A 14395-nucleotide genomic window follows, 5' to 3' on the forward strand; every position below is an offset into this window, starting at 1 on the left:
AATGGCGCACTGTGAATGCTTCGTACCATAGACATGCGTGGGAAGGCCCGTAAATTCAACCCCGGCAACAGGACTGTTTCGAATTGCCTTCCTGACATGAGCGGAATCGGCGCCTTGTCCTGAACGACCCAATACGCGAAGTGGTTTGCCTCAGGCTTTATCGTAGTGACGCAGGCGGTTATGGCTGGCAGTATCCAGGGCATTGAAAAGAAAATGCTCAAGGCAGCCCGGGTTATTGATCGGGAAGAAAGCGGAGAATGCCATGAGAAAACCGATTCGCTACACCCTCGCGACCGTCTCAATCCTGCTTGGCGTGCTTATTGGCTACCTTTGGCTGACCTTCGCCAGCCCGTTCGGGTACAACCCCAGGCCGGAGTATCTGCCTGCCATTGATGAAGACGCCACCTATTCCGTATTCGTGTACGGCACCCTCAAACAACCCTGGGTGCGCTGGCTGGTGATGGGCCGCGCCGGGGACAGTGAGCCCGCCAGACTGCCCGGTTTCCGTAAGGAAGAACTGGACATCCAGGCGGCCGCCGGGGCAGTCACCGAAGGCGAAGTCATCACAGTAAATGCCGACGAAATCAGAGCACTGGACCGCTACGAGAGGCTCGGGATTCGATATGAGCGGGTCGAACTCCCGCTGCAAAATGGTAATACAGCCTGGGTGTACCGGCTGATGGACCCGCTCGTTCAGGAGATTTCAGAGGAAGTGCTGGATTAGGCAAAGGGCCAATGGCCGCCTTCCGCCAGGCTTCCAGCGGCGCGCCCCCTTCTAATCCATCAGTGATGCCCGCCCGGCCCATGGGCGTGGCCATGGGCGATCTCTTCGGCATCTGCATCGCGCACTTCGATAACCTCGATGTCGAAGGTCAGGGTTCTGCCGGCCATCGGATGGTTGGTGTCGACATCGGCGAACTTGTGCCCGACCTTGGCGACAACCACATGACGCGGGCCCTGCTCGGTCTGGACCTGGGCGACCATGCCCGCCTTCCAACGTTTGGCCCCCATCAAATGCTTGATGGGCACGCGCTGGATGGCATCGGCCTTGCGCGGCCCATAGGCTTTCTCCGGCGTAACGGTAACGCTGAAGGTATCGCCCGCGTCGCGACCTTCCAGGGCTTCTTCCAGGCCCTTGATAATGCCGCCATGGCCATGCAGATAGGCATTCGGCTCGCCGCCATGGGAGTTTTCAACAACGTTGTCTTGTTCATCACGAACACTGTAGTGGAACAGGACGACCTGGTTCTTTTCGATTGGCATAAAGTTCTCTGCGACGTTTAAAGATTCGTCATTATATCGGGCGCCGGCGTTGACTTCAGTAGCTCCTGCGGTCGAAGTTGTTTATGGACCCGCACCGAACGTGGGGTCTACACTTCCCTAGCAAGGCACACACCTTCCCGCATGGCCCGAGAAAAGACCATGAACAGCGCCTCCTCAGAGCTACCCATCACACCGGATCCCGCTGACAACGGACTATCCCGCCAGGAAGCCAGCGCACGGCTGGCAAAATTTGGCTACAACCAGTTGCCCGCTCCTCCCATGCCGGGTGTGGTAGAGCTGTTTGCGCGCCAATTCCTGAGCCCGTTCATTTACATCCTCCTGGCCGCTTCCGGAGTGTCATTTGCACTCGGCCAGACACCCAGCGGGGTTTTCATCCTGATCGTTCTGCTGATCAATGCAATTATCGGCACTGCCCAGGAGTTCTCAGCGCAGAAAGCGGCGGCTGCCTTGAAGCAAATGATGAAAGGGACCGCACATGTTCTTCGGGACGGCCAGATTTTGACCGTTGAAGTGGAAGAGATCGTCCCAGGCGATATTGTTCTGCTTTCCTCAGGCGATAAGGTGCCCGCTGACATTCAGTTGCTCAGCGTCAGCAGCCTGGCTGTCGATGAATCCATGCTGACTGGGGAGTCCCTGGCGGTTGCCAAAGATGCCAGTGCAACAAGCGACGACAGCACGCCACTCACAGATCGCGTTGACCAGTGTTTTGCTGGCAGCATCATCACCCACGGGCGCGGACGCGGCCGGGTGATCGCCACCGCCTCCGATACCCAGCTTGGCAAGATTGCCCAGGGAGTCACCGGCAAAACGTCTGCCGAACCGCCTCTGATGATCCGGATCCGCAAGTTCACCTACCAGGTTGCCTTTGGCATTCTATTGGCCATTGCCGCCCTGGCAGGCCTGATGATTCTGGATGGCGGCTATTCCATTGAAGAGATGGTCCTGATGTCCATCGGCCTGGCGGTTTCAGTGATTCCCGAGGGCTTACCTGCGGCATTGACCGTGGCCCTGGCCATCGGCATGAGCCGGATGGCAAAACGCAATGTCATCATCCGCAAACTTGTGGCGGTGGAAGCCCTGGGGTCCTGCACCCTCATCTGCTCCGATAAGACCGGCACCCTGACCGTCAATGAACTCACTATTCGCAAGGTCGTGCTGCCTGATGGACGCCAGTTCGATGTCACTGGCGAAGGCGTGGCCCCCGGAGGAGAGATCACAAGCCATGCGGGAGTCCAGGTAGGCCCGGAGCAGGACATTCTCAGGGAGCTCTGTGTCGCAGGCGTCCTCGCCAATGAAAGCCATCTGGACTATAGCGGCGGAGAGTGGGTTTCCCAGGGTGATATCGTGGATATCGCTTTCCTGGTCATGGCCAAGAAACTGGGCATGTCCATCACCGACCTGCGCACCCGGCAAGAGCAGGTAGCGCTGATCCCCTATGAGTCGGAAAAGGCCTACAGCGGTGTCGTCAACCGGGTGGGCGATCAGACCGTTATCTATGCCAAAGGCAGCCCTGAAAAGATGCTGGCCATGTGCAACCGGATGGCAACCACTGACGGCTCTACAGACATCGACAAACCAGCCCTCGAAAGCCAGTTTACCGAGCTCGCTGCCCGGGGCTATCGGATCATCGCCCTGGCGAAGAAAACCTCGTCACCCGGCGACCATGAGATGGCCGATATGATCTTTCTGGGCATGGTTGCCATGATTGATCCGCTCCGCCATGAAGCCTTTGACGCTATCGAAAAATGCCGCACCGGCGGTATTGAAGTGGCCATGGTCACCGGAGACCATCCTGCTACGGCCAAATCGATCGCCATGGAACTGGGCTTGTGTAGCGCAGAATCAACGGTGGTTACCGGCCCAATGCTGGATGAAGCCAGCACCAGGGGCCAGGAGGCCGTCGACCAGCTCATTCGCCCGGCCCGGGTTTTCGCCCGCATAGAACCCGCCAGGAAAGCCCAGATTGTGGACAGCTTCATGCGGGATGGGCATTTTGTCGCGGTCACCGGGGATGGCGTCAACGATGCGCCAGCCATGCGGCAGGCCCATGCGGGAATCGCCATGGGCAAGCGCGGTACGGATGTGGCCAAGGAAACGGCGGACCTGATCGTTACCGATGATAATTTTTCGTCCATCGTCGCCGGCATCGAGCAGGGACGGGTGGTTTACAACAATATTCGCAAGGTTATCGGGCTGCTCGTTGCCACCGGATTCTCTGCGATCCTGCTGTTCTTCTTCTGTGTACTGGCCGGCCTGCCAATGCCCATGATCGCGGTACAGCTACTCTGGCTTAATCTGGTTGCGAACGGCTTCCAGGACGTGGCTCTGGCATTTGAGCCGAAGGAAGGCGGCGAATTGTCCGTCAAGCCCCGCTCACCCCAGGAGCCTGTGTTCGACAAACACATCATTGAGCATGTCCTGGTGGTGGGATCGTGGATGGGGCTTGTCGCATTCCTCAATTTCCAGTGGGCGCTTGAACAAGGCCAAAGTAATGAGGAGGCCCGTAACCTGACGCTGATGCTCATGGTGCTATTCGGCAACATCCACGCGCTGAATAGCCGCTCGGAGTCCCGCTCCCTGTTCAGTATTCCCCTGCTTGGCAACCCTTTTCTGATGCTTGCTGTTCCCCTCGCCCAACTGGCCCACATTGGCGCCATGTATACCCCGGGGCTCTCCGATGTCCTGCAGATTCAACCGATTTCAATGACGGAATGGTTGCAGTTGCTCGCATTCGCCATGAGCCTGCTCATCGTGGAGGAACTGCATAAGATCCTGATCCGGAGGCGGGCAGGTTGATCAGGGTTTGAGGGCTCACACCTCATTCGCCTTACGATAACTGCCCCGATAATCAAATATTCGCTCCTGCACCTGCCAATAATGCTTCTGCTTGCGGGCAATCACAAAATCCGGTGCCGGTAACAAGGCCTGCAACTCAAGCACCTCCTCCTTTGAGCTGAACGCTTTCGGAGCCTGGCTATTGGCAAAACGACGCCCGAACAGTTTGTTAAAAACCATGCGCTGGCCCGGTTTGCTGAAATCAAACGACTCGCTGAGTTCCTCCCCATCCTCACCGTGATAGGTGATCCTCAGCTTGCTGCCATCAGCAACCAGGGATATCCCGGCGCAGCGGATCACCATGGCATCCTTGAGTTTCAGGGCATCCCTGAGCTGATCGTCCGGATCGATAATGGCTTTCTGACATTGGTGACAGTTGCGGGCGGCAAGATCATTCTCGCCCCCGCAGTGGGGGCACTCCTTGAAACGGAAACGGTAATAGCACTGTTGCGGGCGCCCGTTTCGCCCGGCAGCTTCAACCTCTTCCGCCGGTTCCAGCAGCCCCTGGCACCGGCGCCCATAGTGCTCGATCACTCGGCCGTCACTGTCGGTTTTGCCCCAGAAGATATTGGCAAACCCACAGCCCGGGCAAAACACCTGCACCGGCTCACTTTCGGGGTCCGGTTTCGGCTCCCCCACTTCCGGATGATGCAGATTCACATGGTTGCCCGCGTAATCGATCACCAGGCAATCCTTCTTGCCCTCGTCGAGGCGAAGACCACGCCCCACAATCTGCTGATACAGGCTGACCGACTGAGTAGGCCGAAGAATGGCGATAAAATCCACATGGGGTGCGTCAAATCCCGTGGTAAGCACGGACACGTTCACCAGATACTTCAACTGCCGCTGCTTGAAGCGCTCAATCCGCAAGTCCCGATCCTTCAGATCGGTCGCGCCGGTTATCAGGGCAGTTTCGTGCTCCGGCAGATAGCCGGTAACCTCCCTCGCATGGTCCACCGTGGCCGCGAAGATCATCACCCCCCTGCGCTCAACGGCCAGCTCCACCACCTGCTCGATGATCGCCCGGGTCACACGCTTATGCTTGCTCAGTAACTGGTTTACGTCCTTCTCGGCGTATTCACCAAAGCGGTCCTGCGCCAGCGCGGAGAAATCGTATTGCGCTACCGCCGCGTTCACCAACTCTGGCCGGGTGAGATACCCCCGGTTGATCATGTAGCTCAACGGCAGTTCGTAAATGCAATGCTGAAAGGGCTTGTCGTCCTCACCCCGGACAAAGCCCCGGTAGTGATAGCGATAGATCCAGCCCATGGCCAAACGGTAGGGGGTGGCGGTTAGTCCGAGCACCTTGAGGGAATCGTTCTGCTGCTGCAGCAACTGAATGATCCGCTGATACTGACTGGTTTCCTCGCCGCTGACCCGGTGGCACTCATCAATAATGACCAGCGAATATTCATCCCGGAACTGGTCCAGATTCGCCGACACCGATTGCACACTGGCAAAGGTTACCTGGTGGTGGCTTTCCTTCCGCTTCAGCCCTGCGGAGAAGATGCCGCCTGTCAGGCCATAGCTCTCGTACTTGGCGTGATTCTGCTCCACCAGCTCTTTTACATGGGTCAGCACCAGAATCTTGCGCCGGGCAAGGCGGGCCAGCTCGGCAATGACCAGGCTCTTGCCCGCGCCGGTTGGCAACACGATAACGGCGGACTCATCGGATTGGCGGAAATGGTTCAGCGTGGCGTCTACGGCTTCCTGCTGGTAGGGACGAAGCTTGAAGGGAGGGTTCATGTCGCAGAGCTTGATCGGTTTAAGGATGAAAAGGCCGCCATACTAGCAGATGGTGCTGCCGTTACCTGCCAGCCCCACACTAAATCTGTGCCGATTTTCGGGAAGCCACAGGAGAGGTTATTTTTCCATTATCCGAAACTTTGCTATGCATGGCCTCTTAATTAGCGTACTGTCTTTCTCGTTGGAAAGATTTAGCAAAGCATTTCACGAATAAGACCTTTTGTGCTGCCACACCTTTTGTCCTGTTTTTGATCCTGCACGTTTTTTTGTTTCCCGCATATCGCTGATTAAAGATCACGACGATCCTTTAACGGCACCTTATTGATTAATTTCAGGATAACTATTTATGTCTACAATTACCGGCAACGTTAAGTTCTTCAACGAAGCAAAAGGTTTTGGTTTTATCACTCGTGAAGGCGGCGCAGACGTCTTTGTTCATTACAGCAATATTCAGGGTGGCGGTTTCAAGACTCTGGCCGAAGGCCAGCAAGTTGAGTTCTCCGTGACCCAGGGCCAGAAAGGTCCTCAGGCAGAGAACGTTATTGGCCTGTAAATAACAGCCAATCCGTTATGAAGAAAGGCAGCCTCGCGCTGCCTTTTTTTATTTAAAGGTTCTCGGGCGCACCGTATCCGGTTTCAGGATCGGCTTCTCGCCGAGGTTGCTGTGATCCCCCAGCATTTGGCCATCCGATTCCCTGATACGCCCATACATCGAGTGTTTGTGGAAGGCTTCTCTGGTCTGTTCCAGGGTTTCTTTTACATCACCCGTGTAGCGGGGGTCTTGCGGCCTTTCCTGGCTGCTCACGTAGTAGGCAATGTCCCAGGCTTCCTGATCATCGAGACTGTTGGGCTGCCCTAGCGGCATGTTGTTCTTGATAAACCCCGCCGCTGTAACCACTCTTACGATGCCCGCACCCCAATTATTGGACATATCGCCCCAGATAGCCGGGAAAACCGTCTGGCCACCCACGCTAAGGCCCCCGCCATCATCGCCGTGACAAACCGAGCACTTCTCCTGGAAGGCGGCTTCGCCCCGGGTATAGCTGAGCTCTTCTGGTCGCTCCGGTGCCGGAAAGCCGCGGCCGTAGATGGGCTGCTGCGGATAAACAGGTGCGTCTTTGGCCAGCCACTGATGATACGCAGACAGAGCAACCATATGATCGCCGCCGTACTCGGGGGGCACGCCGTTCATGGAGTAGGTGAAACAGCCGGCAATGCGTTCTTCGAGACTGTTTACGTGGGCGTTCTTACCCCGGAAGTCCGGCAGGGTTACGGCAGCGGCCCAGATTGGGGCACTGAAAGGCATGCGTCCCTCCCCAAGGTGGCAGCTCGAGCAGTTCATGTTGTTGAATACGTACTCGCCACGCAGTTGCTGGGTGTTGGTGAACAGGTCGTGGCCTCTTCGAATAACCCGCTTGAGCTCCGGATGGAGTTCGGAGCCTTCAAGATCTTCCATCGTCGGTGGAATGTGCACAAGCTCGTTTTCTTCCGGGGCCGGAAAGCCGAGCTCAGTCAGCGTGTTGATGTATTGCTGGGTGGTTTTTTCATCTGTTTTGGCATCGGCGGAAAACAAAAGGGTTCCGGACAATGCAGCGCAAGTTAAAGTGCGAATCATGATGTCGAAATCCTCTTAGTTGGCCTCAGGGCTCTGGCCGGCAAGCCAGGCGGCTACCGCTTGAATATCGTCATCGCTGATCCGGCGGGCGATGGACCCCATCAGGTCTTGCGTGTCATTTTTCCTGATACCCGCCTTCCAGGCCTGCAACTGGGCTTCGATGTAACCGGCGTGTTGCCCAGCAATACCGGGGAAGACGTCTCCAGCGCCCCGGTTGCCCGGACCATGACAGCTTTTGCAGGAGACAATGTATTCGGACCAGTCGCCCCGCTCTGCCAGCTGTTGGCCGCGCTTGAGCACTGCTTCGTCAGAATCTTCGCCACCATCGCCCTGAGTGGCAGGCAAGCTGGCATAGTATGCAGCGACATCAGCGATTTGCTGGTCGTTCAGCATATTGGCAAAAGGCATCATGCTGGCATTACTACGCGCGCCGCTCTGGTAGTCGTGCAATTGCTTGGCAATGTAGGCCGCGCCTAGCCCTGCCAGCCGCGGCCAGGATTCCCCACCGGGCACGTTTTTGCCACTGCCATCGGCCTGGTGGCAGGCGCTGCATACGCCTGCCGTTACTGCACCGCTCTCAGCGTCGCCCTCCACTTCGGCAAACGCTATGCCGGAGCAAGCAGCCAGCCCCAGGGCCACCAGAATTCCTGCAATTTTTTCCACAGCCGAATTCCCTCTCAGTCAGCATCAATTCAGAACGCCTGATTCACTTGCCCCGGTCACTGTTGCCTACCTGGACAAGGCGATGTTCAATAAAGATCAACTTGGCAGGGCCGGAGAGTCTGTGCGCCATCGCACTGATCAGGAGAGTTTTCCTGATTCTGCAGATGGTTGGGCGGCGATAAGGAATACACCAACGATAGCAAGGTTCGTGAACACCACGCTCTTACGCTCTTTGCACTGCACTTTCCGACTCGGCAACCGGTTGCTGAGCAAGAAATTGAAAATGGCGCCGAAGCCCGGAAGGACCCCCAACAGCCGCCCTACCGAGGTGTTGGCACGCGTTGATGGAAGTAACGAACCATGGACACGATCATGGAAGAGCTGGTCAAGGGCAAACAGTGTGGCTGTCAGGGTTTTCATTCTGCATTGATCTGCCCCGATTTCCCGATAAGCTGGAACCAGATTCTCTTCAGGGCGAAAAAAGATGATTGATCCCAGAACAGCCATCGATGCTGGTGAGCAGCATGAACACATGATCGATTTCCGCAGCGACACAGTAACCCGCCCTACCCCTGAAATGCGTGAAGCCATGGCCAGCGCCGAGGTGGGCGACGACGTTTACGGTGACGACCCCACCGTTAACAGCCTGCAGGCCGACGCCGCCGAACGGCTTGGGTTCGAATCGGCGCTGTTTACCGCCACCGGCACCCAGGCCAACCTGCTGGCCATCATGAGTCACTGCGGCCGCGGCGATGAATACCTCTGCGGCCAGTCGGCACACAACTACCGCTACGAAGGGGGTGGCGCCGCCGTGCTTGGCAGCGTTCAACCGCAACCCATTGAGAACGAGCCGGACGGCAGCATCAGCCTGGACAAAGCCAGAGCTGCCATCAAGGCCGACGATTTCCATTTTGCCGTCACCCGCCTGCTCTCCCTGGAAAACACCATCGGTGGCAAAGTGTTGTCACTGGACTACCAGCGCCAGGCCCGGGCTTTTTGTGACAAACACGGACTGCTGCTGCACCTTGATGGCGCCCGCGTGTTCAATGCTGCAGTAAAATCCAACTGCGACGTTACCGGGATCACCAGATACTATGACTCAGTCAGCGTTTGCCTCTCGAAAGGGCTGGGTGCGCCTGTCGGTTCGCTGCTGCTGGGATCAAAAGCCTTTATCGAGCGGGCAACACGGCTGCGTAAAATGGTAGGTGGCGGCATGCGCCAGGCCGGCATACTGGCCGCTGCCGGGCGGATCGCCCTGGAGAAAGGGCCGCAGCGGCTGGTTGAAGATCACGAAAACGCCGAATATCTGAGCGCCGGCCTGGCCGAAATCCCCCAGCTGGAGATAAACCCGGCGAGCACCCAGACCAACATCGTCTACGCCCGCTGCCTGTCCGGCAAAGCAGCGCAACTGCGGGACTACCTGGCTGGCCAGGGCATCCTGATCACGGCAGGAGACCCCATTCGCTTCGTGACGCATCGGGATGTAAACCGCCAGGATGTCGACCGGTTGCTGGATGCTATCCGGCGGTTCTATCAGCTTTGAGAGGGCCTCCATGGCAAAGCCAAAACGAATCTACCTCGCCGGCCCGGAAGTCTTCTTCCCGGCTGAAGAATACTTGGCCATCGTGGCCGAGAAAAAGCGCGTGCTTCAGGAATACGGGTTTGAAGGCGTAGATCCACTGGACACCGAACTGGCATTTTCAGATAACCAGGCAAAACCTGAGCGCGGCCACCGAATCTACCGGGCCAACCGCGAACTGATGGACAGCTGCGACTCCATTATCGCTAACCTGACGCCCTTCCGCGGCATCAGCGCTGACCCGGGCACGGTATTCGAAGTGGGCTATATGATCGGACAGGGCAAGCCTGCTTTCGGATTCACCCTGGACAGCAGTCGGTACCGGAAACGGGCCGGCGCAACCGATTTGGACGAACTGGGCCACACCATTGAGGACTTTGAGATGAGTGACAACCTCATGATTGAGGGCGGCATCCGCGATTCTGGTGGCCAGTTATTCGTGGCGGAGCAGCCCGGCGAGCACCGGTTTTTCTCGGCGGAACTGTTCCGCCGCTGCGTGCAGGCACTGGCCCATGCCTGAACCCCACTTCAAATCCCGTGGTATACACAGGCTTCTCGGGGCTCGTACTTCAGATAAACAGTAACGGAGACACCCCAAACCGTTTGCCCAGGGCTATCTTGCGAAGGGAGATCCACAACACTGGGCCATCCGGGACGGCCGTCTGTATTTGAACTACAACCAGTCTGTTCAGGACCGATGGCTGAAGGACACTGACGGTTTCATTCGGCAAGCCAACGCGAACTGGCCGAAAGTTCTGGAATGACGAGAAAACTGTTTTGCCGGTTTCGGCTCCGGCATGCAAAGAGTCATCGCGTACAGCAGTCTGACCCGACTCGGATACCGTAATACCACGGTAACGCTAAAAGCCAAGACCGGAGTTTTTTATGAACTACGAACACGCAGTTGTAGAAGTAAAAGGAGACGTTGCTGTACTGCTCTGCAACGGGTGCGGCATTACGATCGCAGAGGGCACCAAACACGAGGACCGTGAGCACTACTGCACCATGTGCATGAGCGGCAATTGCAAAGCAAAATTCAAGAAAGGAGACTAAAGACGCAGTTTAACGCCTCTACGAACGATTTTTACGGTGTCTATCGTTTCCTCCGTAGAACTGTCAATAAAGCCATAACAATAAGCCAGCAACACACAAAAACAGCATGGCGACATGAACAGCCAAGTTCTTCTGGGTAGTTGGGGCCGGCTTTCTGGCGAAACGGAAGTAATCCTCACCAAACAGCCCCACGCCGCAATTCTCACAGTAGTTTTTCGAGTAAGAAACTCTCAGCTCCGATGGCTCAAACTTTTTCCGACAGCTGTAACAACTGGGCTTGATCATATCGGAGCTCCGGGAATACAGATCGCACGCCTACAAATACCGCCCACCTGAACCAATCGCAACCACAATCAGCCCAAGAATCAGGTTGGTGCCCACCAGTTTGCGGATCTGCCCCACCTGGCGCCCGCCCTCCTGGGGATCCTGATTGGCCACGGCCTGCTTCAGCCGCCGGAAAGGCGCGAAATACACGTGAAAATAGAGCAGGATCATCACAATCCCGAGCCCCTGCATGACGTGGATATGCCAGCCTGCACCCGCCATGCCGCCAAACACACTGAAAATCATCCAGTAACCGGTCACCAGCAACAGAATCACCGAGGCCCATACCCACCGGAAAAACCGGGACAGAGTGGCACACCAGAGCGCACCTCGCTGTGACGCATCAATCACCTCAACCACCGCCGGACGCATGGCCATGTAAGCGAAAAACATACCGCCAACCCAGATCACGGCGGAGAGAACGTGCAGTGCGATAGCGAGACTCATGAGGCGACTCCCGGATGAGAAAAGTGTTTGGTCAGCATAAGCTGCAACCACACGAAAGGGAATGCCTCACAAAACCTCTACCTTTCCGCTGACCTCAGTCACCGTCTTGGCATCCGCCCGCTCAATGATTTTCAGGAGGGTGGACTGTTTTACCTATATCCCCGTCCCCACAACCATGCTAAAAGACTCCACCCGGCAGCAGCTCGGGCATTCACCCCATCAGGATCTCAGCATGTCAGACAAATTCTTCTTCAAGGGCCGGCAAGACGCACGCCAGCACCACACCGCTTACGGCGGGTTTCAGACTAACGCCAGCCAGAAGAGTGGCAGCCGGAAGTATCCGCTCACGCTGGTGGTTACCAGTGAGGCGCGCAAGCAGGAGATTGAGGCTCAGGTGGCCAGGGCGAAGCTGCATGCGACTATTTCTGTTGATACCCGCGAGGGCGCCGTTGAGTCTATCAATGAGCTCACCGCTATCCTGAATAAAGGCGGGACGGTCAAAACAGTAAAACCGCCCTCCCGCAACGACGTCTGCAACTGCGGTAGCGGACTCAAATTCAAGAAGTGCTGTGGCTAACAGCAACGGCGCATAAGAGGGCAATGGCTATGATTGTTTGCGGAGTTGAGCTGACTGGCAGCGATGCGGTGGTGTGTTTGCTGAATATGGACAGGGGGCAGTTCAACCTGCCGGAGTGCAAGGTGCGCAAACTCTCCCTGCCGAAAAATCATAGCCGTGAAGATCTGCAGCGGTTTCAGGCGGCCTTTGCGTCGTTAATGACCGAGTACGGGGTCACCCATGTGGCGATCAAAGAGCGGATGCCCAAAGGCAAATTTGCCGGCGGTGCCATCAGCTTCAAAATGGAAGCGGCCATTCAACTGATCACCGGTATTGAACTGACGGTGACCCTGCTGCCAACGGCCCTGATCAAGTCCACCCTGGCAGCCAACCCGCTGCCCATTGCGTTTGCCGAGACGGGGTTGAAGGCCTTTCAGGAAACTGCTTTTATCGCTGCTTACGTGGGGCAGCTGCAAGGCCAGCGAACCTGAAATATTGAAGCCGGAGAATCGAACTTACTGGTTTCCCCAACCGATCAAACCGGCAGTTCAATAATCTCACCAATCACACCGTCTTCACTCACCTGCAGCCGCCCAACCGTGATCGGCAGCGTAAAGCGCCGGGGCCCGGCGCCACCTGGATTGAAGTAAAGCACATCGCCAATCCACTCATTACGGGGTTTGTGGGAATGGCCGGCGATGACCACGCGATAACGGCCCTGCGGATCCATGTCGAGGGTTTTGACGTCGTGAAGCATGTAGAAGGAGTGGCCAACGAATTCCAGGTCCTTAACATCGGGAAGAGTGGCCGCGCGACCTGTTTTGTCGATATTGCCACGGATCGCAACCACCGGCGCGATCGCCTCCAGCGCTTCCAGAACCTCGTCCCGCCCCACATCACCGGCATGGAGGATCAGATCCGAGCCGTTCAAAACCTCCAGGGCTTCGGGACGCATTTTGCTGTGGGTGTCTGCGATCACTCCGATTTGCATGCTTACGCTCTCCTAATCCCTCAATGACACCAGAAAAGCAGTTCAGCTTACCCAAATAACCGAGATAGAAGCTCTGTTTCGGTTTTTGCGGTTTCCCACCAATCAGAGATTACGCGCCTCCCGCGCCTCGGCGACACTCCCCTTGTTCTTCACATTGGTGTAGCCCGCACTTTCCAGAACAGATTTCGCTTTACCGGCCCTGTTTCCGCTGCGGCAATACAGATAGATCTCCGTATCCCTGTCCGGAAACCGTTCGGTAACCTCCGCGAGTATGTTCCGGTGCGGAATGAGCGGGTCCCCATCAATGTGGTTCTGCCGGTGCTCGGCTTCGGTGCGAACATCAATCCAAACCGACTTCGCTTGAGCAAGCATTGGTGCGAGCGCCAGTGATAAGAAAATCAGCACAGCTTTCGCTGAAACAAACCTACGCATAAAAAAGCTCCTGCTTTGCGGATTCTGAGTTAGATTCTACGATTAAACCCGCCGAATAAGTCACCACAGGATAACCCGCAAAACACCGCCCCACGCTCTACTCCGGCAACGTCTCACCCGACCCACCCATTTCAGCGGGAATATCTTTCATCTTGGGCAGGCCATCCCGGATTGGCAGCACCGATTCCTGGTAATGCACATGCAACGCAGGCTCGAACTTGAGGTCCGGCAGATTGGCCACGTAAACATCCACCAGCCCCCAAGCCGGATGGTCTGTAAACACATGGCCTCCGCACTGCTTACACCATTTCCGGTAGCTCTGCTCCGTGAGATGAAACTCGCCTACCTGGTCAGCGCCAGCCAAGATCTCAAGGCTATCGGCTGGCCACAGTGAAAACGCATTGACCGGGCCCGCAGACCAACGGCGGCAGGAATCGCAATGGCAATAGCCCATTGCCTCCGGCGCTCCGGAGACCTGAAATTTTACCGCCCCGCAAAAGCAATTACCGTGATACTGGCTCATGGTCATCTCCTCGTTTGTTGTTGTCCACCGACCACTGTTCCAGAGCCGCCACTCCACTGCAAATCCTACGGAATGACAGAATAGACAGAACTTTGGTAGGAGACACGAGGCCATCGCTCCCCCGGGTTTTCCGCTACTATCAAGGTAAGCCAGTGCTGGAGACACAGCCGCTATGGGACTGTCGATAAAACAATCGGAATTTACCACGGAAGAATTTGACCGTTTTGCGGCCAAGGTGCGAACGGATCTTACCGCCCTCACCCGCCTTCTGAACCGGCCCGGTTTTGGTGAGGGAAAGTCTTCCATTGGTGCCGAGGTCGAGTTCTACATTGTAAACCCGGACCTGC

General features: G+C 56.6%; 17 protein-coding genes. 8 read left to right on the forward strand and 9 right to left on the reverse strand.

Annotated features, from left to right (window positions below; genetic code table 11):
* The first annotated feature begins 262 nt into the window (after positions 1-262).
* Complete coding sequence (locus ACESMK_RS19690; RefSeq protein WP_373002274.1) at positions 263-724, forward strand: gamma-glutamylcyclotransferase family protein; 462 nt, start codon at positions 263-265, stop codon at positions 722-724.
* Between the two features lie 59 nt (positions 725-783).
* On the opposite strand, the gene ACESMK_RS19695 is transcribed toward ACESMK_RS19690, so the two are convergent.
* Positions 784-1263, reverse strand: a complete 480-nt coding sequence (locus tag ACESMK_RS19695) for a peptidylprolyl isomerase (protein ID WP_373002277.1) — start codon at positions 1261-1263, stop codon at positions 784-786.
* A gap of 159 nt (positions 1264-1422) precedes the next feature.
* On the opposite strand from ACESMK_RS19695, the gene ACESMK_RS19700 reads away from it, so the two are divergent.
* On the forward strand, positions 1423-4080 hold the full coding sequence (locus ACESMK_RS19700; protein WP_373002280.1) for a cation-translocating P-type ATPase: 2658 nt from the start codon (positions 1423-1425) through the stop codon (positions 4078-4080).
* Positions 4081-4095: 15 nt separating this feature from the next.
* Here ACESMK_RS19700 and ACESMK_RS19705 read toward each other — a convergent pair whose 3' ends face one another.
* A complete protein-coding gene (locus tag ACESMK_RS19705) occupies positions 4096-5865 on the reverse strand; it encodes a DEAD/DEAH box helicase family protein (protein WP_373002283.1) in 1770 nt (589 codons plus the stop codon).
* A 346-nt stretch (positions 5866-6211) separates the two neighbouring features.
* Between ACESMK_RS19705 and ACESMK_RS19710 the strand changes: the two genes are divergently transcribed.
* Positions 6212-6418 carry a cold-shock protein gene (locus ACESMK_RS19710; RefSeq protein ID WP_373002286.1) on the forward strand — a complete coding sequence of 69 codons (207 nt, stop codon included), beginning with the start codon at positions 6212-6214 and terminating at the stop codon, positions 6416-6418.
* A 48-nt stretch (positions 6419-6466) separates the two neighbouring features.
* On the opposite strand, the gene ACESMK_RS19715 is transcribed toward ACESMK_RS19710, so the two are convergent.
* The 3 genes from ACESMK_RS19715 to ACESMK_RS19725 form a co-directional block, all read right to left on the reverse strand.
* Positions 6467-7480 (reverse strand): c-type cytochrome, encoded by a 1014-nt coding sequence (locus tag ACESMK_RS19715; protein WP_373002289.1) that lies wholly within the window; start codon positions 7478-7480, stop codon positions 6467-6469.
* A gap of 15 nt (positions 7481-7495) precedes the next feature.
* On the reverse strand, positions 7496-8143 hold the full coding sequence (locus ACESMK_RS19720; protein WP_373002292.1) for a c-type cytochrome: 648 nt from the start codon (positions 8141-8143) through the stop codon (positions 7496-7498).
* Positions 8144-8281: 138 nt separating this feature from the next.
* Positions 8282-8563, reverse strand: a complete 282-nt coding sequence (locus tag ACESMK_RS19725) for a hypothetical protein (RefSeq protein WP_373002295.1) — start codon at positions 8561-8563, stop codon at positions 8282-8284.
* Positions 8564-8675: 112 nt separating this feature from the next.
* Here ACESMK_RS19725 and ltaE point away from each other — a divergent pair, with 112 nt between their 5' ends.
* From ltaE to ACESMK_RS19740, 3 genes are all read left to right on the forward strand, one after another.
* Entirely contained in the window at positions 8676-9686 is a 1011-nt protein-coding gene (gene ltaE / locus ACESMK_RS19730; RefSeq protein WP_373002317.1) for a low-specificity L-threonine aldolase, read from the forward strand.
* A 10-nt stretch (positions 9687-9696) separates the two neighbouring features.
* Positions 9697-10242 carry a nucleoside 2-deoxyribosyltransferase gene (locus ACESMK_RS19735; RefSeq protein WP_373002298.1) on the forward strand — a complete coding sequence of 182 codons (546 nt, stop codon included), beginning with the start codon at positions 9697-9699 and terminating at the stop codon, positions 10240-10242.
* 365 nt (positions 10243-10607) lie between these two features.
* On the forward strand, positions 10608-10775 hold the full coding sequence (locus tag ACESMK_RS19740) for a hypothetical protein (RefSeq protein ID WP_162841248.1): 168 nt from the start codon (positions 10608-10610) through the stop codon (positions 10773-10775).
* Positions 10776-11090: 315 nt separating this feature from the next.
* On the opposite strand, the gene ACESMK_RS19745 is transcribed toward ACESMK_RS19740, so the two are convergent.
* Positions 11091-11546, reverse strand: coding sequence for a CopD family protein (locus ACESMK_RS19745; protein ID WP_373002302.1), 456 nt, complete (start codon positions 11544-11546; stop codon positions 11091-11093).
* Positions 11547-11778: 232 nt separating this feature from the next.
* Here ACESMK_RS19745 and ACESMK_RS19750 point away from each other — a divergent pair, with 232 nt between their 5' ends.
* Together ACESMK_RS19750 and ACESMK_RS19755 are read left to right on the forward strand one after the other, a co-directional pair.
* A complete protein-coding gene (locus ACESMK_RS19750; RefSeq protein ID WP_373002305.1) occupies positions 11779-12123 on the forward strand; it encodes a PBPRA1643 family SWIM/SEC-C metal-binding motif protein in 345 nt (114 codons plus the stop codon).
* A gap of 29 nt (positions 12124-12152) precedes the next feature.
* Positions 12153-12593 (forward strand): DUF3010 family protein, encoded by a 441-nt coding sequence (locus ACESMK_RS19755; RefSeq protein WP_373002320.1) that lies wholly within the window; start codon positions 12153-12155, stop codon positions 12591-12593.
* Between the two features lie 44 nt (positions 12594-12637).
* Here ACESMK_RS19755 and ACESMK_RS19760 read toward each other — a convergent pair whose 3' ends face one another.
* The 3 genes from ACESMK_RS19760 to ACESMK_RS19770 form a co-directional block, all read right to left on the reverse strand.
* Positions 12638-13093, reverse strand: a complete 456-nt coding sequence (locus ACESMK_RS19760; RefSeq protein WP_373002307.1) for a metallophosphoesterase family protein — start codon at positions 13091-13093, stop codon at positions 12638-12640.
* A 102-nt stretch (positions 13094-13195) separates the two neighbouring features.
* The gene (locus tag ACESMK_RS19765) at positions 13196-13525 is read right to left on the reverse strand and encodes a rhodanese-like domain-containing protein (protein ID WP_373002311.1); all 330 of its coding nucleotides are present in this window, start codon (positions 13523-13525) and stop codon (positions 13196-13198) included.
* A gap of 97 nt (positions 13526-13622) precedes the next feature.
* Positions 13623-14048 (reverse strand): GFA family protein, encoded by a 426-nt coding sequence (locus tag ACESMK_RS19770; RefSeq protein ID WP_373002314.1) that lies wholly within the window; start codon positions 14046-14048, stop codon positions 13623-13625.
* Positions 14049-14395 lie beyond the last annotated feature (347 nt).

The sequence above is a fragment of the Marinobacter sp. genome, assembly GCF_041687235.1.
Taxonomy (GTDB): domain Bacteria; phylum Pseudomonadota; class Gammaproteobacteria; order Pseudomonadales; family Oleiphilaceae; genus Marinobacter.